A 21,468-nucleotide genomic window follows, 5' to 3' on the forward strand; every position below is an offset into this window, starting at 1 on the left:
CAGCTTTAGTCCTATATTCATAAAATATCCCCGAACTTTTCAATAAGTCAGGGATATAAAGCTTTCAAAATTACAAAGTTTCAATCGGTAAAGGTTGCCAAATTTCACCGTGTTTTTCCCGTAAAGCCAGCCAAGTTTCTACTTGTCCTGGTTCATATTCTCCGGGTTTACCCCATTGTAAAAATATGCTTAAAGCAGGTTCTTTCTGTTCATCTAACAACCGAATAGCATAGGTTTTAAAATTGCCTCTTTTAGCTTCACCTGCTTCAAATTTCACCTGCGTTATTTTATCCATATTTAAGTGAAATTCAAATCCTTCAGAATGCAAATTTGCATATTTTCCTTTCAGTAATTCTGCATAAAATAACTTTTCTATTTTTCCCCGTGCTTCTAACACAGCCGCGCTACTAGTAACAATTAAACGCACGGTTCCTAAATTTTCGCAAGCTTCTAAAAATTCTTTCAATGTTGTATTCATGAACTTAATGTAAATTACCACAAAGGAAAAGAAATCAATCAAGGATGAACAGGATGAATGATTACATGAAATCTTTAAACCCTGAAAATCGCATCAACCCAAACTAAAATTAATATTTACCAGCAAATTAACTCATCAATTCTTGAAACATAGCTGTACTCAAATAACGTTCCCCAAAAGAAGGTTGAATCATGATAATTAATTTACCTGCATTTTCTGGACGTTTACCCACTTGAATAGCTGCACACAAAGCTGCACCGGAAGATATACCTGATAATAAACCTTCTTCTCTAGCTAATCTGCGGCCATATTCCATTGCTGCTGTGTCATCAACTTGAACGACTTCATCAATTAAATCTTGACGCAAAACATCAGGAATAAATCCCGCACCAATACCTTGAATTTTATGAGACCCAGGTTTACCACCTGATAGAATCGGACTGTTGCTAGGTTCTACAGCAATAACTTGAAAACTCGGTTTTCTTTGTTTAATAACTTCCGCAATTCCAGTAATAGTTCCCCCAGTACCTACCCCAGCAATTAATATATCAATTTCACCATCTGTGTCAGTCCAAATTTCTTCAGCAGTGGTTTCTCGATGAATTTTCGGATTAGCTGGGTTACGGAATTGTTGCAACATCAAAGCATTGGGAGTATTTGCAGCAATTTCTTCTGCTTTATTAATTGCTCCTCTCATTCCTTCCACACCAGGTGTTAACTCTAGATTAGCACCATAAGCCCGCAACATTGCGCGTCTTTCTTGGCTCATTGTTTCTGGCATGGTTAATATTAATTTGTAACCTCTGGCAGCTGCTACCATCGCTAAAGCTATACCCGTATTTCCTGAAGTCGGTTCAACTAAAATAGTTTTTCCTGGTGTAATTAAACCATCTGCTTCTGCTGAAAGTATCATGCTTAGACCAATTCTATCTTTTACAGAAGCCGCAGGGTTCATACTTTCTAACTTGACAACTATTCTAGCTACTACTCCCTCAGCTTGAGGAATTTTGTTTAGTTGCACCAAGGGGGTTCTGCCAATAAGTTCTGTTACGTCGTTAGCAATTCGCATTTATTAACTCCTAGAATTATAAAATAGTCATTATCAGCCTTTGTTAATCATACTAGATTTGTAGTCATTTAATGTGTATCTGAAGAACATTTAGCTAAATATATATCCCTTTCTACCGCTGCCTGTTCAAGTTTAGAAGATAGGAAGAAATTATCCTGACTCATAATTTTATCAAGATAAAATAACATAAGCGCCAAATTTTAATTGCTTTTTTTATTTATTTAGTTTATTTTTAATTCAGTTCCACTTTGTCATGATATACTATTATTTGAGTACAAGTTTTTCCAGCAAAAATCATCTCTTAATATTCTCGAAACATTAGCTTATCAAGCTTTGAGGTTGAGTACAAAAATCCCCGCACCCCTCCTGATAAATGCTAGTACCCCCCATCAAAAACACTAGCACCTCTACCCCAAAAAAATTTTATAATTCTTACTAGATAAGACTTACAGACTTTGAGTAGTCTTTTAATGATTTTAATAATTTCAATTCCGGTGGGGTAAAGTGGGTTGTGTAGAGGTGGCTGATATAAACGATATAGGATTTACGCAGAGATTCCCCTCTACCCCCCGAAATTCCTAGATGCAAGTCTGGAGAACTAGGGGGGACTTCTTAACTCTAACTCAATGGTAATCTCTATTCACAAGCGAACAAATCTGTCGGTATTACTGATTACTAATTGGAGTGCATTTTGGAGAGTATATTTGGGATTTTTAATTTTCAATTGCTTACTAATAATTTATGAGTAGTTTGCACATACAGTTCTAACTCATAAACCTGTCAGTTTTAGATTCTAAGTTTTAGATTCACACAAAGATTGAAAATATTAGGTATTATCTACCAAATGTATATTTAGAATCTGAAATTATTAAATTAAATCTAAAATTTGATAGCTGTTTGAGAAAAGGCAATAGAAAGGTGCAGCAATAAACCATAAAATACATTTTCTTACTGGGTAATTGTCACCTAGCAAGGGGAGAGCGAAGATGAAATTAAAAATTTTAAATGTGCTGACCGTTGGTTTGGTTACTTTAGCTGTGCTTTCTCCAGGAATAATAGTCTTTAATTTAATTTGGGGACGACATATAGAGTTAGTTAGGACACAGAATTTATCCTGTCAAATCACCAAAATTAATAAAGGTTCTGACTCTTTATCTCTTCAACCACAGAGTATCAATACTCTTCCATCTCCAACCAGCAAAAAATTATCTCAACATAATTTTTTTGTACAAGTGCAAATTCTAGCTAAACAATATAAAATTGCCGCAATTTTGCAATGGTTGGTTTTAGCTACACCTATTGGTATCGGCTTCTGGATTATTGGTTACGATAGATATCTTGTGTATCGTGCTGCTGTTTTAAAAGCACAAGTAGAAATGTTAGAAAGGCTTTGGCAACAAAGCATCGAACAATAATTTTCAGGTTTCTTATTCACCATAAACTAAATTATCATGTCAGAAGAACGCCAAACTCAGTATTTTAATTTGATTGATGAATTGCTCAAATGTCCTAATGGTCAAGAACCGGAAGTTTTAGAATCTCAACCGGAATTAATTGATTCTGGTTTTATTCATACAATGCTGCAAGTTGCGACTATGTTTGCCCATGAAGGTAATCAAGATGGCGCTCAGTTTTTATTTTTTATAGCACGGGAATTAGCTAAACAACTGGGTTTATATCCTGAAGTTTCTAATGAGGTTGCCACTCAGGAGTAATAATGCTATTGACTTCAACTGATGCTGGAAAAGTAGCTTTAGAGTTTCTCTTAGCAGATTGGAACATCTCGGAAGATTACAGAGATTGGTTTACTATTGTTAACTCTCGGTTAACAGGTGAATGTTGGTATATTGTGGAATTAGGTGTTGAAGGTTTTCCTGATACGTGGTTTATTCAAGTCTACGATACAGGAGCTTGTGACCCTAACTATACATTTATCTCTCCTATTTCTGGTGCTGAAGGATATATGGATTTGAAAAATTTACCAGGCATCATTGCTGATGTTTTAGTCGCTGAACGCAATTCCCGATAAGTAAAGTTGTCAGTATTCAGCAGTCAGCTATCAGCAATTAGCTTGAATCTGAATACTTACATAAAGTTAAACAACTTTGAATCATTATAGATGGTCATTATTTAGGGGTGATACTTTATCAGAGTACACCCCTTTTTATAATTTTTTTATATTTTTTTATATTTTTTAATTTGTCAATCAGGGAATAGTTATTTTCTTGCTAAAAAATTAATCTTTTTTAGATAAAATTTGCATTTTGTCAGGTTTGTTTGACACGTTTATGTTATGATAAAGAGTAGTTATGGACGCTACAGAAATATCAGTCAAATGATTGCTGAAGATATCCTAGCTCAAGAATTCACAAGGATTGTCACCCATTATTATCCTCAAACTGGGGAAATATTGGCAAAGTGCCATGTGAAAGTTATTACCTCCTTTTGGGGACGACCTGCCAAACGCTTTCAATATATAGGCATTTATTGTGCTGACGAAATAATGCCATTAGTGAAAGCGCAAAAGGCAATATTGAGGGAAGTTGCAGACAATATGGGACTCATTCAGGTAGTTTGCATGAATGCCAAACGATTGCTGCGCGACCCATTTTCCAAGCTCAAGCAGTCTGAACCCCGCTTATGGTTGGAGTTGCATTTAGTGGCAGCTTAGAATATAGCCAAAAATGAAAACAGGACTTTTCTGCAATTACGAAAATCATCATCAAGATGCTCGTCGCGCCATTTTTGAACAAGTTTTACTGGTGAAACAGGCGGAAAATTTAGGTTTTGAAGAAGCCTGGATAAGTGAGCATCATTTTAGTGAATCCAATCTTAGCCCGTCAATGTTGCTATTAGTGGCACATTTGGCGGGTGTTACTTCCACTATTCGCTTAGGAACAGGGGCGGTATTATTGCCGTTTCACAACCCCATTCGGGTAGCGGAAGATATTGCGACATTGGATAATCTTTGTAGTGGTAGATTGGCTTTTGGGATAGCTAAAGGTGGTCCTTTTCCTGAACAAAATCAGCATTTTGGCGTTTTGATGCCAGAATCTCGTATCAGGATGCTGGAAGCGATCGCATTGATTCAAAGGCTTTTATATGAAACTGATGTATCATTTAAGGGGCAATTCTATCAATGCGCCAACTTAACCGTTTATCCCCAACCACTACAAAAACCAGTTCCTGTCTATATCGCCAGTGGTGATGATGATGCAATTAGATATGCTGCTGACAACTCCTTCAGCTTGATGGGAGGTCCACCTTTTTCCCTGACAAGATTGAAAAACACGGTCAGCAAATATCGAGAATTAAATAATAGTGGTGCAGATAAATTCCTGTTAGCGCGGTTCTTTTTTGTAGCTAAAACTTATGATGAAGCGGTGAGTGAAGCTTTACCTTTCATCCGTAAATTTAGCCAGAAAATGACAGCTAATTCTACTCAATTAATGCAGAATAGTCCCCATCCCCAAAAACCTTATGATCAAACAAATATCTGTTTTGAGGAAGACTATTTGCTGGAGAATTCAATTATTGGGGATGTCCAAACCTGTCGCGACCAAATCAAGAAATTCCAGGACGAATTAAATCTCGGTACAATAGCACTCAAACCCTCATCTTTATCTCTGCAAAAAAATATTGAGAGTTTGCAGCGTTACAATCAAGAGGTGCGAAATTATGTCTAAACTTCCACTGCTTCCTCCTGATGATTTACCTCCTGTAGAGGTGACAAAACAGGATGGAATGCTACAGATGGAACTAGAGCAGTCTATGGGCAGATGTTTCTATTATGCTTGCGATCGCATTACCCAAGTCTTGCTATCTGACTGTCATTGGTACATGACCAGAAATGGTAGTACCATGATGTTAATTATTGATGCTCCTGACATAGTATCTTATTGGCATATAGTCAGCAATATTCCCCAATTAGGTAATAGGTTAGAACGCTTGACCACAAACGCGAGAATTCGAGTTTATCCGCCTTTTGGTAAAGGAATGCCCTTTGAAATTGGCGTGCAGGAAATCTCCGCTTATCGTGATTGGTTATAAATAAGAATTCAGGAGTCAGGAGTCAGGAGTCAGGAGTCAGGAGTCAGGAGAAAGATAAATATTTCCTGTTTCCTGTTTCCTGTTTCCTGTTTCCTGTTTCCTGTTTCCTGTTTCCTGTTTCCCCAGTCACCAGTCCCCAGTCACCAGTCACCAGTCCCCAGTCCCCAGTCCCCAGTCACCTCCCCATCAATTTACGCTGGCTCAAACTGCAATGAAACACCGTTCATACAGTAACGTAAGCCGGTAGGTTTTGGACCATCATTAAAAACATGGCCTAAATGTCCACCGCAACGGCTACAATGAACCTCAGTTCTAGTCATAAACAAAGAACGGTCCACAGTAGTAGCGATCGCTCCATCAATAGGTTTAAAAAAGCTTGGCCAGCCAGTACCACTGTTAAACTTGGTCTCTGAGGTAAACAAAGCCTGTCCACACCCAGCACACACATACGTACCTGGGTCATAAGTTTTATCCAGGGGGCTAGTGTGTGAGCGTTCTGTGCCATGTTTCCGCAGCACCTGAAACTGTTCTGGTGTCAAAATTGATTTCCATTCGTCTTCTGGTTTAGTAACTTCAAATTTAGTATCCGCAGCTGCCATAGTTTCTGAACTCCCACTGATATAACGTGAAAAAAAGGCTGTGCCAACTAATACGGCACTTATCTGTAAAAAATGGCGTTTATCCATATATCTATTATTTGCTATTTTTCTTATCCTCAGCGATCGCTCTGAGAAAATCCTGATAAACTGATTAAAATTACATAACAAATTTAAATTTGCAGATTGCAGCGTTCGCATCAGCACAGATCAGCTATTCTGAAGTATCTTCATCAAAAAACATCTATTGAAAATTCAGAGCGACAACACTAATGTGTCAACTGCTAGGAATGAACTGCAATGTACCCACTGATATTTGCTTTTCCTTTGAAGGGTTTTCAGCCAGAGGAGGAAAAACCGACGAACATAGGGATGGTTGGGGGATTACTTTCTTTGAAGGTAAAGGATGCCGGATTTTTTTAGATGCCAAACCCTCCATTGATTCACCTCTAGCAGAATTAGTCCGACGCTATCCCATCCATTCGACCCACGTTATTGCCCATATTCGCAAAGCTACCCAAGGTAAAATTGCCCTAGAAAACTGTCATCCTTTCCGTCGCGAACTTTGGGGTAGATATTGGGTATTTGCCCATAACGGTAATTTACCAGACTTTCATCCTGAAAATCATGGCGTTTTTCAACCTGTGGGTGACACAGATAGCGAAAAAGCCTTTTGCTTGATTCTCAATACCCTGCGAAATAACTTTCCTGAAGGTAAACCGCCTTTACACTTACTTTACCCTGTCTTGAGTGAAATCACGGCGGAATTAAATTCTGTAGGTATTTTTAACTACTTGCTATCTGATGGAGAACATTTTTTTACCCACTGCTCCACCAAACTTTGTTACATTATTCGACAAGCGCCCTTTGCCGCAGCACACCTGATAGATGAAGAAATGACGGTAGATTTTAGTGAATTAACCACACCCAGCGATCGCGTTGCTGTCATTGCTACTACTCCCCTAACAGATAACGAGGTTTGGACACAAATTCAACCAGGGGAAATACTCATTTTTCAGGATGGTTTACCCATCAAATTTGAGTAATTGATTGCCAATACACTTTAATAAGAAAATGCCAAATTAGACAGATTATCAACTTGGGATGCAGGTTGTAAATATTTATCAACTATGGCTATGATCTTATTTTTGTCTACAGGTTTGGTAACAAATTCTGTAGCTCCAAAGACCTTAGACCTAACTCTATCAAAAACACCATCACTACCAGTTAATATCACCACTGGAGTCTTAGCAAAGCAAGAAATGCGTCGTAATTGATTACAAACTTCATAACCATTAACAACTGGCATCATCAAATCCAAAAAAATCAAGTCTGGCTTATTCTCAATCAACATTGGTAAAGCCTGTACAGGATTTTGAATGCCAATAAATCTCATACCATGGGAAGTTATAATTCGCTCTAGCATTTTACAAACTTGAATGCTATCATCCACACAAACTATCAGCGGCGGATTTTCCCTCTTTATTTCTGTAACCGGATAAATTTTATTAACCTGATTTGTTGGTATTCGTAAATCAGGTACTTCTATCAAATCCACAATTCCTTGTTGAATATAAAGCAGCAATGAACGAGTGATTGATAAAACATTCTGTTTCATTTTCGCCGCTAAATCCCAGAGAGTATATTTACCATTGATTAATCTCTCCAAATTTTTGTAAACCACTGGACTGACTCGCCGTTGAAGTTGATCTGGTTTCCGCAATACTGGCGCTAAATAAGGAGAAAAATCTACTAAACCAGCTTCTTTCCAGTTGTGCCAAAATTCTTGCATTTGTTTGAGAAAAATATTCCCATTTGTAGCAGTCAGAGGCGATTTTAAGATCAGTTGTTGATTCCTGTCAACACTCAAAGATGATAATTTCGTTTGCTGAGCTATATCAAATAAAAGCTCTGCTATCGTACTTTCAGCAATATGCGTAATCTGCTCTTGAGTGATTTTCTGAGTTGCATATAAATTCTCTAATAGCCGATAATCCCAAGCATCTACCAATATATCTTCAGCCCGATACTCAATACTATTAGTATCCAAATCGGGACAATGTTGAGCAATATATCTTAGCCATCGACGGTAGGGATGTGTTCCACCGGTCGCCCATACTATTTGTCCAAGTTGATAATAAAAATTCCAACTTCTTCCTTGGGAATCCCTAACCTTTAGCTGTCCAGTGTATTTTAATTGGGTGCAAATATTAAAATCTTTCAATAGTTCATTTGATTCTATGGGTTGAGAATTGTTCATATATTTTTCAGCCAGATTAAACAATGTGATTGTGACGAATTCGATAGTAACACTTAGCCTTAATAAGATTGCTCTGCTAAATAAACCACTACTAACTCCTGATAGCGTAGCGTGGCGTAAGCCATATTCTGCTGTTAATTTATTGTCTTAGCAACTTGGAATAGCTGCATGAGACATTAGTTTGAATTATGACATATATAATAAGTTTCGTTAACATTTTTTTCTCCGTATAAACTCGTAACTTTCCTAGAAAAATTAACTTGGTTCTAATCTGTAGATGTAGCTTAGAGGAAATTTTTAAGTTAAGATACGATCTACAGACCTTAATAATGTGATCTTTGTCACATAAAAAAACAAAATTTAACTGTAGAGGAGAAGAATTCTTGAACAAATTCTCAGCCTCCTTGTTGGTTTTTGAAGTGGGAGAGTTAATGAGGAACAGAGTTTAGCGTTTATTTTTAGCTTGTTCCGCTCCTGTATAACCAGTCGCTACCCATAATATAGCCCTAGCCCCATCGCGGATAGATTTTTCGATAGGTTCTGGTGAGATTTTTGAGGGAACAGATACAGCTTTAAACTCAATCCCCCGACTACCCAAAACAATTTCGCCAATCACACAAGCGCGGCGCATATGAAAATCAGAAGTAATTAAATAAACGCTTTTGATGCCGCGAGATCGTAAATCATCTACTAATGTAGTAAAATTAGTGACTGTATCCACGGCTTCATAATCTAAATATAAACGACGGGGATCAATTCCAGCTTTAGTAAATACTTTTTTTGTATAACTAGGCGGACTACCGCCAGTGATCCATATTGGTATATTTGGATGCTTTTTAGCAAAATCTGCTGTAAACTTTTCCCTTTCTAAACTTCTAGTCGAACCACCCAAAACCAACACGGCTTGTGGATGTACAAATTGGTTTTGTATTTCTTTGTATCCCCACCAAACTAACAGCGGGAGGATAAAAGACATAACCCGCAAAGATTTACCTCTAAACAATAACTTATTCAAGGCTGTCTAAGTGTATTTGCGAAAATCAGGACTTTATCTAAATATTATGTAGAATAGCGAGATTAAGCAAAGTTTACCCAAATAAGGATTTGGTTGACTTTGATGTGGAAACGCATTTAACCAAGTTATAACTATGATGACTCGATTCGATGCACTATCATAACCTATGATTAGAAAATCTATCATAGGGGTTCAGACCCATTAAATACTATTATTTATTTATAAATTTTGCCACTGAAATTGAAGTAAACATACGGGACTGGTGCGACGTAAACGCAATAGAAGGTATGAAAGTATTGGTTTAGCGTGGTTTTAGGGTTACTCACAAACAGATTACAAAAACAAGTAAGTCATATTTATATTCTACCTTACCCTAAAACAAACCTCAGCTTACCTCTACACTTTTCTGCATTTCATTTACACTACCATCTACATCCTCAATCTTCTTCAAGTCACCCGCCCGCCAACTATCAGCAATATCCTTAATAAAACTAGCGATAGGAATAGCCACCAACAAACCCAAAACACCTCCTAATTTTGCACCAATTAACAAAGAAATTACCACCCAAACAGGATTTAAACCAGTTAAATTTCCTAACAGTCTTGGTGCAACAAGATTAGAATTAATTTGGTCAATTGTTACCGCTATTGCTGCAACTTCTACCCCTTCCCAAAAGTTTTCTAATGTCACTAATAAACTCACAATACCAATACCTATCCCAGTTCCAAACGGGAACAGAGAGAAAAAACCAATTCCTATACCAAAAAGTAAAGCCAAAGGAATTCTTAAAGCCACAAATGCTAATGTTACTGTTACAGCTAAAATAGATCCTAATACCGCTTGACCGATAAAATAATTTTGGAAATCTTCTTTAAGTGATGTTCTGACTTTTGTACTAATATGTGCGGGAAACCATTGATAAATTCCATTCCATAACTTTTCACCATTTAAAATTAAATAAATGGTTAAAACAATCGCTAGTAATAAATTAACTAAAAACCCAATTGTATCAAAGGCTAAACCTAGAATTTTACCAGTAAAAGATTGAAATTGATTGGATATTTTTTCTAATAACTGGGTAGCTAAACCACTAATATTTACAGGTAAATCTTGTTGTGTAGCAGCCCAATTCAAAAAAGCTTGTAATTGTTGAGTTCCCGAATCTATCCACACTGGAAGAATATTAACTAATTCATTTAGTTGTTGAAAAATTAAAGGTACTAAAATTACACCTACAGCCCCCAAAATTACTATTGCTAATAGTAAAACTCCCACAATAGCTAAATTCCGTGGTACTCCGCGTTTATGAAAAAATTTAATGGGGTAATCTAAAACAAAAGATAACAAGATGGCGACAGAAATAACGCTTACCAAAGGTTGAAAATATTTGACAACCTGAATTAATAACCATCCATTGAGAATGATAATAGGAAAAGCTAAACCTACGCTTAACCAGCGAGGTAGTTTATTTGTGATTTGCATAGGATATATCCATTAGATTTATTAGTTGATAATGTCTGTTTTAAATTACAAGAATTAAAACGGATCAATTTGTCATGTTTACAGAATTTATGCTGAATTTTGGACTCTGAATTCTTGATTGATAAAATCAAGCATAATCTGTTGATGGGGAATTCCTAAAGGTCTAAATTCTCCAGCTATAGCAGAATAACAACTACCCCGTTGAATATCTTCCCGTGTTAATAATCCCATGTCCCAACCTTCATTTAAAACCAGTTGTTCTAATCCTACTAATAATGGTGCTTGAAAAACATGACGAATAACTCTCTCATCGGGATAAAGTCCAAATTTTGTAAAAGATGGTAATTCATAACCAATTTCTTCAATAACTTCCCTGACAAGTGCTGTTTCTGGGGTTTCACCTGGTTCTAAATGTCCACCAAAGAATCCCCAGCAACCAGCCGCAGCTATATTGGGGATATTGTCCCGTAGCTGCATCAGATATTTGTTGTTTTGATAGAGAATAGCGATAGCTACTTGTGGTAATTGATGATTCATAATTACTCTTCTTCTAAATAAATTTCCCCGTAATCTTGCCCAGACAAGGGAATACTTTTGTATTTTACTTTACCCTTCAATACTACATCTTGTCCGACTTTCAAATTACTTTGATTGGTTACAACCCAGATTTTGCCAGTTGCATCAGCAATTTGATATGCTTGCAGCTTAATGAAAGGAGCGTGTTTTTCTACCTTTCCTTGGATATAAACCGTAGCCTGATTATCCTGTGCTGGCTTAATGTCCCGAATCTGTGTAACATTAGCGCCAATCCTCAGATTTTGTAAATTCAATTCAGCAGGTTTCCCGTTAGCACAACTACAAAGTCCCACTACCAGAAAAAAGGTTAATCCCTGATCAAAAAACCTCAAAGAAGAAAGTTTTGTTTGTTGCATAAACACAAGCAACTGAGAAAATTTTTGCATTAATCCCTACCTTATGACTAGTTTCCTCAAGTTTCCATTCATACTATGTTGTGCTGACAAAAAAAAGGGTTGAGATGATCCTTTTATTGTTTATGCTTCTGTTGGCGCAGCTAATCTGAGAAAATAGTCATTGGTCGTTAGTCATTATCAAAATACAATTGACAACTAATAATGGAAACACAAACTGCCAAAATACTTGATGGTAAAGCGTTAGCCGCTACAATTCAGCAAGAATTAGCTACTACCATCGCCGAATTACAACCAAAAATTGGACGACCTCCTGGTTTAGCAGTGTTGATGGTTGGTGATAACCCTGCATCCGCAGCTTATGTTAAAAATAAAGAAAAAGCTGGCGCTAAAGTGGGAATAGCATCTTTTGGTCAACATTTTCCCACTCAAACCAGCCAAACTGTACTAGAGGAAGTGATTGCGGAACTTAACCAAGATGAACAAGTAGATGGGATTCTGGTACAGTTGCCCTTACCTAAACATTTAGATGCAATAAGCCTTTTACATAAAATTGCACCTGATAAAGACGCTGATGGACTCCACCCAATCAATTTAGGAAAACTGGTGCGGGGTGAAACAGGTTTACGCAGTTGCACACCAGCCGGTGTCATGCGACTACTAGAAGAATATAAAATTCCCCTGGTGGGAAAACAAGCAGTAGTGGTAGGACGCAGTATTTTAGTTGGTAAGCCCATGGCATTGATGCTGTTAGAAGCTGATGCTACAGTCACTATTGCCCACTCGCGCACCCAAGACCTCAAGACCATCACCCAAAATGCTGATATTCTCATTGCAGCAGCAGGTATTCCGGGATTAATCACTGCCCAGATGGTGAAACCCGGCGCTGTTGTGATAGATGTGGGGATAAATCGCGTTACTGATAGCAGTGGCAAAAGTCGTTTAATCGGCGATATTGATTTTGCTGCAACTGCTAGTGTGGCAGAATATATTACCCCAGTTCCCGGTGGTATTGGTCCAATGACAGTGGCCATGTTATTGCAAAATACAGTTTCTAGCTATTTGCAGACAACCAGGAATTAAGCAGTGGTAATTCCGCATTAACTGTGAAGATTTGAGATTTTTTGGGCAATTTCCCTAGTTTTAACTTGGGAATCACACTAAAATCTAAAATCTAAAATTGAAGCACCAGAGCAACGTAAAATTGTCACACATATCACCATAAACCGAAAATTTTAGGAATGTAAGCATGGTAGCAACAGATAACTTTCAAAAGACATCAGAGCCAGCCCAGTTTAACCTCGCTGCCTATCTCAACGAACGACAAAAGCTTTGTGATACCTCTTTGGATCAATCAATTCCTATCATTTATCCAGAAAAGATTTACGAAGCTATGCGCTACTCACTTTTAGCAGGAGGTAAGCGTGTCCGCCCGATTCTCTGCCTTGCTACCTGTGAAATGATTGGTGGCACTGTGGACATGGCTATGGCAACAGCTTGTGCTGTGGAAATGCTCCATACCATGTCCTTGATTCATGATGACTTACCAGCAATGGATAATGACGATTATCGTCGTGGTAAGTTGACAAATCACAAAGTCTATGGCGAAGATATCGCCATTTTGGCAGGAGATGGCTTGTTAGCTTTAGCATTTGAGTTTGTAGCTACTAAAACCCCTCAAAACGTACCCATAGAAAGAACTTTACAAGTCATTGCTCGTCTGGCTCAGGCACTGGGGGCTGCTGGTTTAGTAGGCGGTCAAGTGGTAGATTTAGAATCGGAAGGTAAATCGGATACTTCTCTAGAAACTTTGAATTTTATTCATAACCACAAAACAGCCGCTCTCTTAGAAGCTTGTGTAGTGTGCGGGGGAATTATCGCCGGCGCATCTCTAGAAGATGTACAAAAATTAACTCGTTATTCTCAAAACATTGGTTTAGCATTTCAAATCATTGATGATATTCTCGATATCACCGCTACCCAAGAGCAACTAGGCAAAACCGCAGGTAAAGACCTGAAAGCCGAGAAAGTCACCTATCCCAGCTTGTGGGGAATTGAAGAATCACGCACCAAAGCCAAAGAACTGGTTGACCAAGCTTGTGCAGAACTAGAAAGCTTTGGAGAAAAAGCAGTCCCTCTGCAAGCGATCGCTCACTTTATCATCAATCGTAATCACTAGCGTCACAAGGCAGAAGAATTTTGGATTTTGGATTTTGGATTTTGGATTAAACAATCTCAAATTTAAAATCTTGAGTACAAAATTTAGTCACCAAATCATGCACCAAAATGGTTTCAATACTGACTGCTGGTGTAAAAAAACTGTTCCTCGACACACAACCACTGCTCATATTTCATTACGTAACTAAAAACCATGCAGGACATAGGCGACATTCTCAACAACCGGGTGCTGCTGGTTGCTCTTGTAGCTTGTTTTGTAGCTCAAGGATTAAAACTCATCGTTGAAATCATCAAACATCGTAAACTGGATGTGCGTGTTTTAGTGACTACCGGAGGTATGCCCAGCGCCCATTCAGCCTTAGTAACAGCTTTAGCAGCTGGTGTTGGGCAGACTATCGGTTGGGCATCTCCTGATTTTGCTGTAGCTGCGGTTTTTGCCATTATTGTTATGTATGACGCAGCTGGAGTGCGCCAAGCCGCTGGTAAGCAAGCGCGGATACTCAATCAAATGATTGATGAATTATTTCATGAAAAACCAGACTTTTTCCAAGACCGTCTCAAGGAACTACTTGGACATACACCAGTTCAAGTCATAGTTGGTTCGGCTTTAGGTGTCACCATTTCTTGGTTAGCTAGAGCCGCTTATTTTGTAAGGTGACAGTTGACAGGTGACAGGTGAGAGGTGACAGTAAGAAGGGAAGAGGGAAGAGGGAATAGGGGAGAAATAATTACAATTACCAATTACCAATTACCTTACTGTGACAACTGAACGCAGTAACATGACTTTTTGACCATCTGCTAAGAGGGCAAAAAAACCACTCTCATTCAGTTTTTGCAATGTCCTATATGCTTCTGTTTGGTTGGTTGTATAAACAGCCAATAAATAAGGGCGTTGTCCATAGGAAACAAGACCTACATTCCCTCCTACTGCTTTTTGGACACTATTTGCTAGTTCCGGGCGGTTGAAATAATCTACTAACACAGCAAAACCTTCTCCCAAGACTCTGGGATTATAGCTGACTCTCTGAGTTGGCAAATTTGCTGATGGAATTATTGCTGGTGTGACTGTTGCTGCTGTTGCTACTGTCGGTGTTATCGGTGTTGTTGGTCGAGTCGTGATAATAGCAGATAAGCCGACAATATTGTTAACATATTTTGCCCAGCGGTTGGCATCATCAATCTTGTTAAATCCACCAATCCGCGTTACTGTTTCATTCAGATATTTACAGGTAACGGTTTTTAGATCAGACGGCAAAGCACTACGTAACTGTTGTTGATTATTAACTGTAGGACTAACAACTAATAACAGATACTCCCCTGCATTTGGCGGTTGACACACAGGAAGGGCTGGTTGAGAGAAAACAGGACTAATGCCAGCAATTATAGGAGCTATCGCTAATAATAAAGCACTTGGTAAAAAATGAACTTTTGGTAAAAACATTGGCTACCTAATATTGAATGTTTGTAAGCATTAAGGAATCAACCCCAATGCTTACACAGATACTACTTTAAGACACAGTTGTTAAAGATGCCAAAGCATCAGAAATTGTTGCCGAAGGAGCCTGAAATTTTCCAGTAATGACATATTCTAACCGCAATTTTAACCAAGTAATAAATTGAGAATTAGTAGAAATAATTGCTACCGGAGGTTGAGGACACTGAGCTTTATTTTCTGCCATTTCCGGTGCTTCTAGAAAAGCTGGATTTCTCACTAACCAAAAATCTATTTCTTTTTCTTGTTCATGATAGTTACGAGTACGTTCTTTGAAAACTTCCTCTAGCGGTTCTTCTTCCATTAAAAAGTGGTGACTAGCCAAAACGTAATAGTATGTTTGCATCTTCATCCTTTGGTTACTATCTCATAATTTATAGGGTACAGTGTGGATGCTGTACCCTGAACAGTTAACTTTTCTTCAATCCTTTAAACCAAGAACTGAAGGGACAACTACCACCCTTGTTTTCACTATTTGCTAGTTTGCCACCTGCTGTCAGTTTTGCCAAAAACAGATTGTTGTCAAAATAGTGTTCCAAGGATATAACCTTTAAATCATCGGTGACACGAGCTACACTCATACCGATTATTTCTACTGTCTCCCCAGTCGGTGCAAAGTCTTTATATGCACCTTGGAAATGTCCCCAGTGTCGCCACTTAAATGTAACATTAGGTGGACCTGAGTAAACTTCTAGCACTTCCCAAGGAAAACCTTGAGGAAATGTACTGTGAAAGAGTTTGGCTGATGATTCAAAACTTTCTTCTGAAGCTTTGTAATGTTCAGAATCAGCCATGAATAAATTATACGTACCTTGGGCAGATAAGTCTGCTGATGTAAACTCTTTACCGCCATTTGTACTGACGCGAAACTGATCATTGACTACAGATAACCATTGTTGAGGGTTACTTTTGAAAGATACCTCCATCTCGAAGGTTCTCACTAAATTCTGCACGATCGCTTCTAGTGTACCCTCTAAGTGATTACAGGTACTTTCTTTCGCTAGATTTTCTTTAGACCGGGTATAGTCCGGGGGTGTCTGATAGCGCCACTCAACATTAGTGCTGTACTCAATCACTGTATCCCGGTCTTGTACCCAAAGAGGCAAGTTGTTAGGCTGTTTGTCAGTCATAGAGGTCTTTTGGTTAAAAATGTAACTCTAAGTTTTGAGGATTACGCAGCTACAACCCCTCTAGAGCGTCGATTAAGTAATGCTAGGTAATCGGTTTTTCCCTTGTAGGGGCGAAGCATTCGGGTGATAACCTATCGCTGAAACCATTGATATTCTGTCCGAATGCTTCGCCCTTACGATTAATGAATCCGGTGTTCTAGTCATTAGTCATTAGTTAATTTTTCCCAATCACCAATCACCAATCCCTAATCCCCAATCACCAATTACCCATTATTGCTTGTTTCATCTCTCGGACGGCTCTTTCTATTCCTACCAAGGCCGCCCGACTGATGATAGTATGACCAATATTCAGTTCTTCCATGCCTGGAAGCGCCGCCACCGGGTAAACATTCCAGTATGTGAGTCCGTGTCCAGCATTCACTCGTAACCCGGCTTGAATTGCTTGCTCACATCCCTGGGCTAAGATAGCTAATTCATGCTGACTGGTTTTTTCATCTTTGGCTTCAGCATATTGTCCAGTATGCAGTTCAATAAACTTCGCTTGCACCTTGACAGAAGCTGCGATTTGTGCTGGTTCGGCATCAATGAACAAACTCACGGGAATGCCAGAATTTTGCAATTTCTCAACTATCTCCCCTATTCTAGCAATTTGTCCGACAATATCTAAACCGCCTTCTGTGGTTACTTCTTCGCGCTTTTCAGGAACTAAAGTTACGTAATCGGGTTTGATGTCAAGGGCTATGGCTAACATTTCATCAGTTGCAGCCATTTCTAAGTTTAAGTGCGTTCTGACTGTTTGCCTTAAAATTCTGACATCTCTGTCTTGAATATGTCTTCTATCTTCCCGTAAATGTACGGTAATGCCATCTGCACCTGCTAATTCTGCTAATACCGCTGCGGCGATGGGATCTGGTTCTACTGTCCGTCTAGCTTGGCGAATGGTGGCGATATGGTCAATATTTACACCGAGTGTAGGCACGCCTGGTTTCTCCTGCTTCACTGTTTTCAGATGTTGATTTTAACTAATTTCGGGACTTTGAGTATGTTTAAGTTAAAATTGTGATTGTGGGCAGTGTGACAGGTAGAAAATAAAATCAAAAATAATCATGAATTAATCAGAGGCAATATGTTGTTAGAATTGCAACAAATTATTGTTCATCCAGGCCAACAAATGTTACTCAAAGATATTAGTTGGCAACAACTAGAAAATATTTTAGAAGAAATGGGAGAAAGGCGTGCTGCACGTATTTCCTATAGTAATGGTTGGTTAGAAATTATGGTGCCTTTACCGGAACATGAAAAAGATAAAGAGATTGTTGGTGATTTGGTTAAAATCTTGTTAGAAATACTCAATGTTGATTTTGAACCTTTTGGTTCTACAACTCTGAAAAATGAGAAGATGCGGCAAGCCGTAGAACCAGATACCAGTTTTTATATTCAAAATCAAGCCGCTGTAATTGGTAAAAATCGCATTGATTTAAATATAGATCCACCACCAGATTTAGCTATTGAAATTGATATTACTTCTCGGACTCAATTTGAAAATTATCAAATTTTAGGAGTTCCTGAACTTTGGCGATATAAAAAACAAGGTTTAGAAATTTTCTTGTTACAGGATGGGCAATATATAAAATCTCAATCTAGTCCTAATTTTCCTAATATTCCAATTGTGGAATTAGTTAATGAGTATGTAAGGCAGTGTTTAACTATGGGAAGAAGTCAGGCGATGCGGAATTTTAGGATTTGGGTGAAGGAGAATTTACAGTAAGAGGATATTTGGATCAAGGGTTTGAGTTTGCGTATCCTTATTTTGTTCCAAATGAGCGATCGCCTGCATCCCCCAAACCTGGAATAATATAATCATGTTCATGCAAATAGTCATCATTTTACTTGTGGATACATTTTTACTTGAAGATTATTTTTCTGAATTTTAGGCTAGGTTCATTCTTTTGGATACCACCCAGCCGGAATGACTTTAAAATTCCATTCGTCTGCAAAAATAAACATTATAAACTTTCTAAATAACTCAAAAGGTCTGCCATTTCTTGGGTGCTGGGCTGGAATTTGGGCATGGGCGGTGTTTCACCACTAATGACTTGGTTAATCAAGCCATATTGAGATTTGCGCTTGGAGACAGCTTTTAAGCTAGGTCCGACAAATCCATCAGCTTCCCAACCGTGACAAACAGCACAGTTGGTTTGAAAGATAGCCTTTCCCTGTTCTGGGTTGCCTTTTAGTGATAAGACATTTTTGACGTAAGGATCGGAGGCTTGAACTATCTGAACACCCAGAATAGTCAAAGGGATGGCGATGAGTATCGCCAAAGCTGACAAAGCGATCCACTGAATCAAAGTTTCAGGTCTGGTAAGCTGGTTATCCAAAAGGTTTACTTTTACAGTCTAGGTGTACAAGAAACTTTATCATTTCCTACACATAGCTTAAAATTTCTTGATTGTACCTGCAAGCACAGATGAAAATTTTTAGATAGTCGTTACATTTCAAAACCGTTGTAGGGTGCTGGATTGATGCGGGATTTGGTAAAATCAAAAACAGGAAACGAATCTTGAAAATTTGCAAAGAGGAGATTTACAGTGGTTGAACCCCTACTGTCGGGTATTGTTCTGGGTCTGATTTTCGTCACTCTCAGCGGACTTTTTTATGCTGCCTATCAGCAATACAAGCGCCCCACTGAGTTGGGTGGCTGATACTGGTTCTCTGTGATGTGGCTATAAGTTAGATCCCCCCAACCCCACGCCAGTTCGCACAACGGGGGGAACCCCCGCAAGCGACTGGCTCCCCTTAAAAAGGGGGGCTAAGAGTGATGGGGACTATAAAAACTAGCACTCCATTACTCGCTGGCTACTAATTCTATTGTTCTGTAAAAAGTTAGGGCTGTGTTGCCATAAATTTTTTGATGGCAGATTTCCCAATTGGGGATGGCTGGGGGTGTAAAATTAGGACTATGTTCGACGGCTATTTCCCCGTGAGCATCTAAAATTTGATAGTGAGCGATCGCTTCTAAAACAGGTTCATATAAACCACTGGCATAAGGTGGATCAAAATATATTTTGTTAAATTTTTGACCTGATAATTTTTTTAATTGCTGGAGTACATTTCCCCGCCAGATTTGAAATTTTTGCTCATTATTAGCTACCTGCTGCCAATTTTGTTGAATAATGGCACAGGCTCGACTTGATTGTTCAATTCCTACTACTAAGCTCGCTCCCCTACATAAAGCCTCTGCACCCATTGAACCACTACCGGCGCACAAATCTAACCAGCGACAATTATCAATTTCTCCTTGCCAAATATTAAAAACAGCCTCCCGTACTCTGGCACTGGTAGGTCTAGTATCTTGCCCTGGCAAAGTTTTTAACAGACGATTCCCGTAAATTCTCAGACTCATTGGTTAGTTAGTCATTAGTTATTAGTCATTGGTAAATTATTCACTATTCCCTAACAACTGACAAAGAAAGCAAATTTTTATTAAGCGGGGATTTTTTCACGGACTTGAGCCACAAAATTAGATAAAACTTGCAATCCTATATTAGAGGATTTTTCGGGATGGAATTGAACCGCCATGAGATTTTCATGGGCGATCGCAGCTGTGATAGTTTGACTACCATGAGTCACTGTTGCTGCTCTAACGTGGGGTTCAGTTGGCTCAACATAGTAGGAATGGACAAAATAAACCCAAGGTTCAGCGGGTAAATGTTCCCATAAAATACTTTTTGGTTGAGTAACTTGCAATTGATTCCAACCCATATGGGGAATAGCAATACCGGCTTCTGGACGAAATCGTTTTACTTTTCCGCGCACAATTCCTAGTCCTGGTTGAGTTCCTTCGGCGCTAGATTCAAACAAAATTTGCAGTCCTAGACAAATACCTAAGAAGGGTTTACCAGATGCGATCACATCTTTTATTGGTTGTTCCAAACCACGCTCGCGCAGGTGTTGCATAGCGGGATCAAATGCTCCCACTCCTGGCAAAACTACAGCATCTGCTTGTTCTAACTCCTTGGCAGAATAAGTTACTTTAGGAGTTGCACCAGCTTGTTCTAAACCTTTACAGACTGAGTGCAAATTTCCCATCTCGTAATCTACGACTGCAATTACTGGCATTTACCTGCTCCTTGTAAATTTATTAGAGAGGGCATTTATATTCTAATTCTAAATAATATTTTTTATGCAGAAAAAAATCTTATTAACTTCTTTTGACACTTGGCTAAGTGAACAACAGTCAAATTCTGCTGATGATTTGTTACTCGAACTAGCCAAAATGGCTTGTCTCGATCATGATTTAAATTTTCTGCGTCGACTACCTGTAGATGTTGATCTTGCCAGTTTTAGCGTCATTGCCAAAATCAATGAACTCCAACCTGACTATATTATTTGTTGTGGTATGGCTGCTAGTCGCAAAAATTTAAGTGTGGAAGTATTTGCCAGTATCATGTCTTTACATTCTACGGTTATGGCATCTAGAGATTGTCCAGAAAATTCTTGGACAACAACTTTGCAAACAATTGTTAATGTTGAACAATTAATTGTTGGGACAGCGGCAGTTGAGATTAGCTACGACTGTGGTAAATTTGTGTGCGAAGGTCTTTATTATTCAGTGCTAGACTACCTAAGTCAATCTCAACTCTCCATTCCTTGTATTTTTGTTCACGTCCCAATTTTGCATCAAGAAAATTTAAGGGATATTCTGGCTGACTTTGTTTTAATCATTAATCAACTGGTGAGAGGGAACAGGGAACAGGGAACAGGGTCATAAAGTTAAATTGACTA

The 21,468-nt window shown here is 38.5% G+C and carries 29 protein-coding genes; 13 read left to right on the top strand and 16 right to left on the bottom strand.

The window, feature by feature from the left end; all coding sequences use genetic code 11:
* Positions 1 to 70 precede the first annotated feature (70 nt).
* The gene (locus tag VB694_RS20260) at positions 71 to 478 is read right to left on the bottom strand and encodes a ChuX/HutX family heme-like substrate-binding protein (protein ID WP_323362136.1); all 408 of its coding nucleotides are present in this window, start codon (positions 476 to 478) and stop codon (positions 71 to 73) included.
* A 127-nt stretch (positions 479 to 605) separates the two neighbouring features.
* Positions 606 to 1,547: a cysteine synthase A gene (gene cysK, locus VB694_RS20265; protein WP_323362137.1), complete on the bottom strand. Its 942-nt coding sequence runs from the start codon at positions 1,545 to 1,547 to the stop codon at positions 606 to 608.
* A 986-nt stretch (positions 1,548 to 2,533) separates the two neighbouring features.
* Here cysK and VB694_RS20270 point away from each other — a divergent pair.
* The 6 genes from VB694_RS20270 to VB694_RS20295 all read left to right on the top strand — a co-directional run bounded on the left by VB694_RS20270 (position 2,534) and on the right by VB694_RS20295 (position 5,597).
* A complete protein-coding gene (locus tag VB694_RS20270; RefSeq protein ID WP_323362138.1) occupies positions 2,534 to 2,962 on the top strand; it encodes a hypothetical protein in 429 nt (142 codons plus the stop codon).
* 36 nt (positions 2,963 to 2,998) lie between these two features.
* The gene (locus tag VB694_RS20275; RefSeq protein WP_323362139.1) at positions 2,999 to 3,262 is read left to right on the top strand and encodes a hypothetical protein; all 264 of its coding nucleotides are present in this window, start codon (positions 2,999 to 3,001) and stop codon (positions 3,260 to 3,262) included.
* A 2-nt stretch (positions 3,263 to 3,264) separates the two neighbouring features.
* Entirely contained in the window at positions 3,265 to 3,576 is a 312-nt protein-coding gene (locus VB694_RS20280; RefSeq protein ID WP_323362140.1) for a hypothetical protein, read from the top strand.
* 264 nt (positions 3,577 to 3,840) lie between these two features.
* The gene (locus tag VB694_RS20285; protein WP_323362141.1) at positions 3,841 to 4,218 is read left to right on the top strand and encodes a hypothetical protein; all 378 of its coding nucleotides are present in this window, start codon (positions 3,841 to 3,843) and stop codon (positions 4,216 to 4,218) included.
* A 13-nt stretch (positions 4,219 to 4,231) separates the two neighbouring features.
* A complete protein-coding gene (locus tag VB694_RS20290; protein WP_323362142.1) occupies positions 4,232 to 5,233 on the top strand; it encodes an LLM class flavin-dependent oxidoreductase in 1,002 nt (333 codons plus the stop codon).
* Complete coding sequence (locus VB694_RS20295; protein WP_323362143.1) at positions 5,226 to 5,597, top strand: hypothetical protein; 372 nt, start codon at positions 5,226 to 5,228, stop codon at positions 5,595 to 5,597. Before VB694_RS20290 ends, VB694_RS20295 begins: the two co-directional genes overlap by 8 nt.
* Positions 5,598 to 5,788: 191 nt before the next feature.
* Here VB694_RS20295 and msrB read toward each other — a convergent pair whose 3' ends face one another.
* Positions 5,789 to 6,283 (bottom strand): peptide-methionine (R)-S-oxide reductase MsrB, encoded by a 495-nt coding sequence (gene msrB, locus VB694_RS20300; protein ID WP_323362144.1) that lies wholly within the window; start codon positions 6,281 to 6,283, stop codon positions 5,789 to 5,791.
* A gap of 182 nt (positions 6,284 to 6,465) precedes the next feature.
* On the opposite strand from msrB, the gene VB694_RS20305 reads away from it, so the two are divergent.
* Positions 6,466 to 7,239 (top strand): class II glutamine amidotransferase, encoded by a 774-nt coding sequence (locus VB694_RS20305; RefSeq protein ID WP_323362145.1) that lies wholly within the window; start codon positions 6,466 to 6,468, stop codon positions 7,237 to 7,239.
* Between the two features lie 17 nt (positions 7,240 to 7,256).
* Here VB694_RS20305 and VB694_RS20310 read toward each other — a convergent pair whose 3' ends face one another.
* The 5 genes from VB694_RS20310 to VB694_RS20330 form a co-directional block, all read right to left on the bottom strand.
* Positions 7,257 to 8,453 (bottom strand): response regulator, encoded by a 1,197-nt coding sequence (locus tag VB694_RS20310; protein ID WP_323362146.1) that lies wholly within the window; start codon positions 8,451 to 8,453, stop codon positions 7,257 to 7,259.
* 445 nt (positions 8,454 to 8,898) lie between these two features.
* A complete protein-coding gene (locus tag VB694_RS20315) occupies positions 8,899 to 9,429 on the bottom strand; it encodes a YdcF family protein (protein WP_323362147.1) in 531 nt (176 codons plus the stop codon).
* Positions 9,430 to 9,853: 424 nt separating this feature from the next.
* Entirely contained in the window at positions 9,854 to 10,951 is a 1,098-nt protein-coding gene (locus tag VB694_RS20320; RefSeq protein WP_323362148.1) for an AI-2E family transporter, read from the bottom strand.
* 87 nt (positions 10,952 to 11,038) lie between these two features.
* The gene (locus VB694_RS20325; RefSeq protein WP_323362149.1) at positions 11,039 to 11,488 is read right to left on the bottom strand and encodes an NUDIX hydrolase; all 450 of its coding nucleotides are present in this window, start codon (positions 11,486 to 11,488) and stop codon (positions 11,039 to 11,041) included.
* Between the two features lie 2 nt (positions 11,489 to 11,490).
* Entirely contained in the window at positions 11,491 to 11,883 is a 393-nt protein-coding gene (locus tag VB694_RS20330) for a hypothetical protein (protein WP_323362150.1), read from the bottom strand.
* A gap of 201 nt (positions 11,884 to 12,084) precedes the next feature.
* Here VB694_RS20330 and folD point away from each other — a divergent pair, with 201 nt between their 5' ends.
* The 3 genes from folD to VB694_RS20345 all read left to right on the top strand — a co-directional run bounded on the left by folD (position 12,085) and on the right by VB694_RS20345 (position 14,716).
* Complete coding sequence (folD, locus tag VB694_RS20335; protein WP_323362151.1) at positions 12,085 to 12,963, top strand: bifunctional methylenetetrahydrofolate dehydrogenase/methenyltetrahydrofolate cyclohydrolase FolD; 879 nt, start codon at positions 12,085 to 12,087, stop codon at positions 12,961 to 12,963.
* Positions 12,964 to 13,129: 166 nt separating this feature from the next.
* Entirely contained in the window at positions 13,130 to 14,059 is a 930-nt protein-coding gene (gene crtE / locus VB694_RS20340; protein ID WP_323362152.1) for a geranylgeranyl diphosphate synthase CrtE, read from the top strand.
* A gap of 192 nt (positions 14,060 to 14,251) precedes the next feature.
* On the top strand, positions 14,252 to 14,716 hold the full coding sequence (locus VB694_RS20345; RefSeq protein WP_323362153.1) for a divergent PAP2 family protein: 465 nt from the start codon (positions 14,252 to 14,254) through the stop codon (positions 14,714 to 14,716).
* Between the two features lie 90 nt (positions 14,717 to 14,806).
* Here the strand turns inward: VB694_RS20345 and VB694_RS20350 are convergent, their stop codons facing one another.
* The 4 genes from VB694_RS20350 to VB694_RS20365 all read right to left on the bottom strand — a co-directional run bounded on the left by VB694_RS20350 (position 14,807) and on the right by VB694_RS20365 (position 17,659).
* Positions 14,807 to 15,499: a hypothetical protein gene (locus VB694_RS20350; protein ID WP_323362154.1), complete on the bottom strand. Its 693-nt coding sequence runs from the start codon at positions 15,497 to 15,499 to the stop codon at positions 14,807 to 14,809.
* Positions 15,500 to 15,566: 67 nt separating this feature from the next.
* A complete protein-coding gene (locus VB694_RS20355; protein WP_323362155.1) occupies positions 15,567 to 15,896 on the bottom strand; it encodes an MgPME-cyclase complex family protein in 330 nt (109 codons plus the stop codon).
* A gap of 64 nt (positions 15,897 to 15,960) precedes the next feature.
* The gene (locus tag VB694_RS20360) at positions 15,961 to 16,680 is read right to left on the bottom strand and encodes a SnoaL-like polyketide cyclase (RefSeq protein WP_323362156.1); all 720 of its coding nucleotides are present in this window, start codon (positions 16,678 to 16,680) and stop codon (positions 15,961 to 15,963) included.
* 256 nt (positions 16,681 to 16,936) lie between these two features.
* The gene (locus VB694_RS20365; RefSeq protein ID WP_323362157.1) at positions 16,937 to 17,659 is read right to left on the bottom strand and encodes a pyridoxine 5'-phosphate synthase; all 723 of its coding nucleotides are present in this window, start codon (positions 17,657 to 17,659) and stop codon (positions 16,937 to 16,939) included.
* 147 nt (positions 17,660 to 17,806) lie between these two features.
* On the opposite strand from VB694_RS20365, the gene VB694_RS20370 reads away from it, so the two are divergent.
* Positions 17,807 to 18,448 (top strand): Uma2 family endonuclease, encoded by a 642-nt coding sequence (locus VB694_RS20370; protein WP_323362158.1) that lies wholly within the window; start codon positions 17,807 to 17,809, stop codon positions 18,446 to 18,448.
* Positions 18,449 to 18,485: 37 nt separating this feature from the next.
* On the opposite strand, the gene VB694_RS20375 is transcribed toward VB694_RS20370, so the two are convergent.
* Both VB694_RS20375 and VB694_RS20380 read right to left on the bottom strand, forming a co-directional pair.
* Positions 18,486 to 18,554 (bottom strand): uracil phosphoribosyltransferase, encoded by a 69-nt coding sequence (locus tag VB694_RS20375; protein ID WP_323362177.1) that lies wholly within the window; start codon positions 18,552 to 18,554, stop codon positions 18,486 to 18,488.
* 132 nt (positions 18,555 to 18,686) lie between these two features.
* Positions 18,687 to 19,061, bottom strand: a complete 375-nt coding sequence (locus VB694_RS20380) for a cytochrome c (RefSeq protein WP_323362159.1) — start codon at positions 19,059 to 19,061, stop codon at positions 18,687 to 18,689.
* A 210-nt stretch (positions 19,062 to 19,271) separates the two neighbouring features.
* Between VB694_RS20380 and petG the strand changes: the two genes are divergently transcribed.
* A complete protein-coding gene (petG, locus tag VB694_RS20385; protein ID WP_323362160.1) occupies positions 19,272 to 19,385 on the top strand; it encodes a cytochrome b6-f complex subunit V in 114 nt (37 codons plus the stop codon).
* 143 nt (positions 19,386 to 19,528) lie between these two features.
* On the opposite strand, the gene rsmD is transcribed toward petG, so the two are convergent.
* Together rsmD and hisH are read right to left on the bottom strand one after the other, a co-directional pair.
* Positions 19,529 to 20,086: a 16S rRNA (guanine(966)-N(2))-methyltransferase RsmD gene (rsmD, locus tag VB694_RS20390; RefSeq protein ID WP_323362161.1), complete on the bottom strand. Its 558-nt coding sequence runs from the start codon at positions 20,084 to 20,086 to the stop codon at positions 19,529 to 19,531.
* 80 nt (positions 20,087 to 20,166) lie between these two features.
* Positions 20,167 to 20,802 carry an imidazole glycerol phosphate synthase subunit HisH gene (gene hisH / locus VB694_RS20395; protein WP_323362162.1) on the bottom strand — a complete coding sequence of 212 codons (636 nt, stop codon included), beginning with the start codon at positions 20,800 to 20,802 and terminating at the stop codon, positions 20,167 to 20,169.
* Between the two features lie 64 nt (positions 20,803 to 20,866).
* Here hisH and VB694_RS20400 point away from each other — a divergent pair, with 64 nt between their 5' ends.
* Complete coding sequence (locus VB694_RS20400) at positions 20,867 to 21,454, top strand: peptidase C15 (protein WP_323362163.1); 588 nt, start codon at positions 20,867 to 20,869, stop codon at positions 21,452 to 21,454.
* The last annotated feature ends 14 nt before the right edge of the window (positions 21,455 to 21,468 follow it).

The organism is Anabaena sp. UHCC 0451 (assembly GCF_034931405.1).
Lineage (GTDB): Bacteria > Cyanobacteriota > Cyanobacteriia > Cyanobacteriales > Nostocaceae > RDYJ01.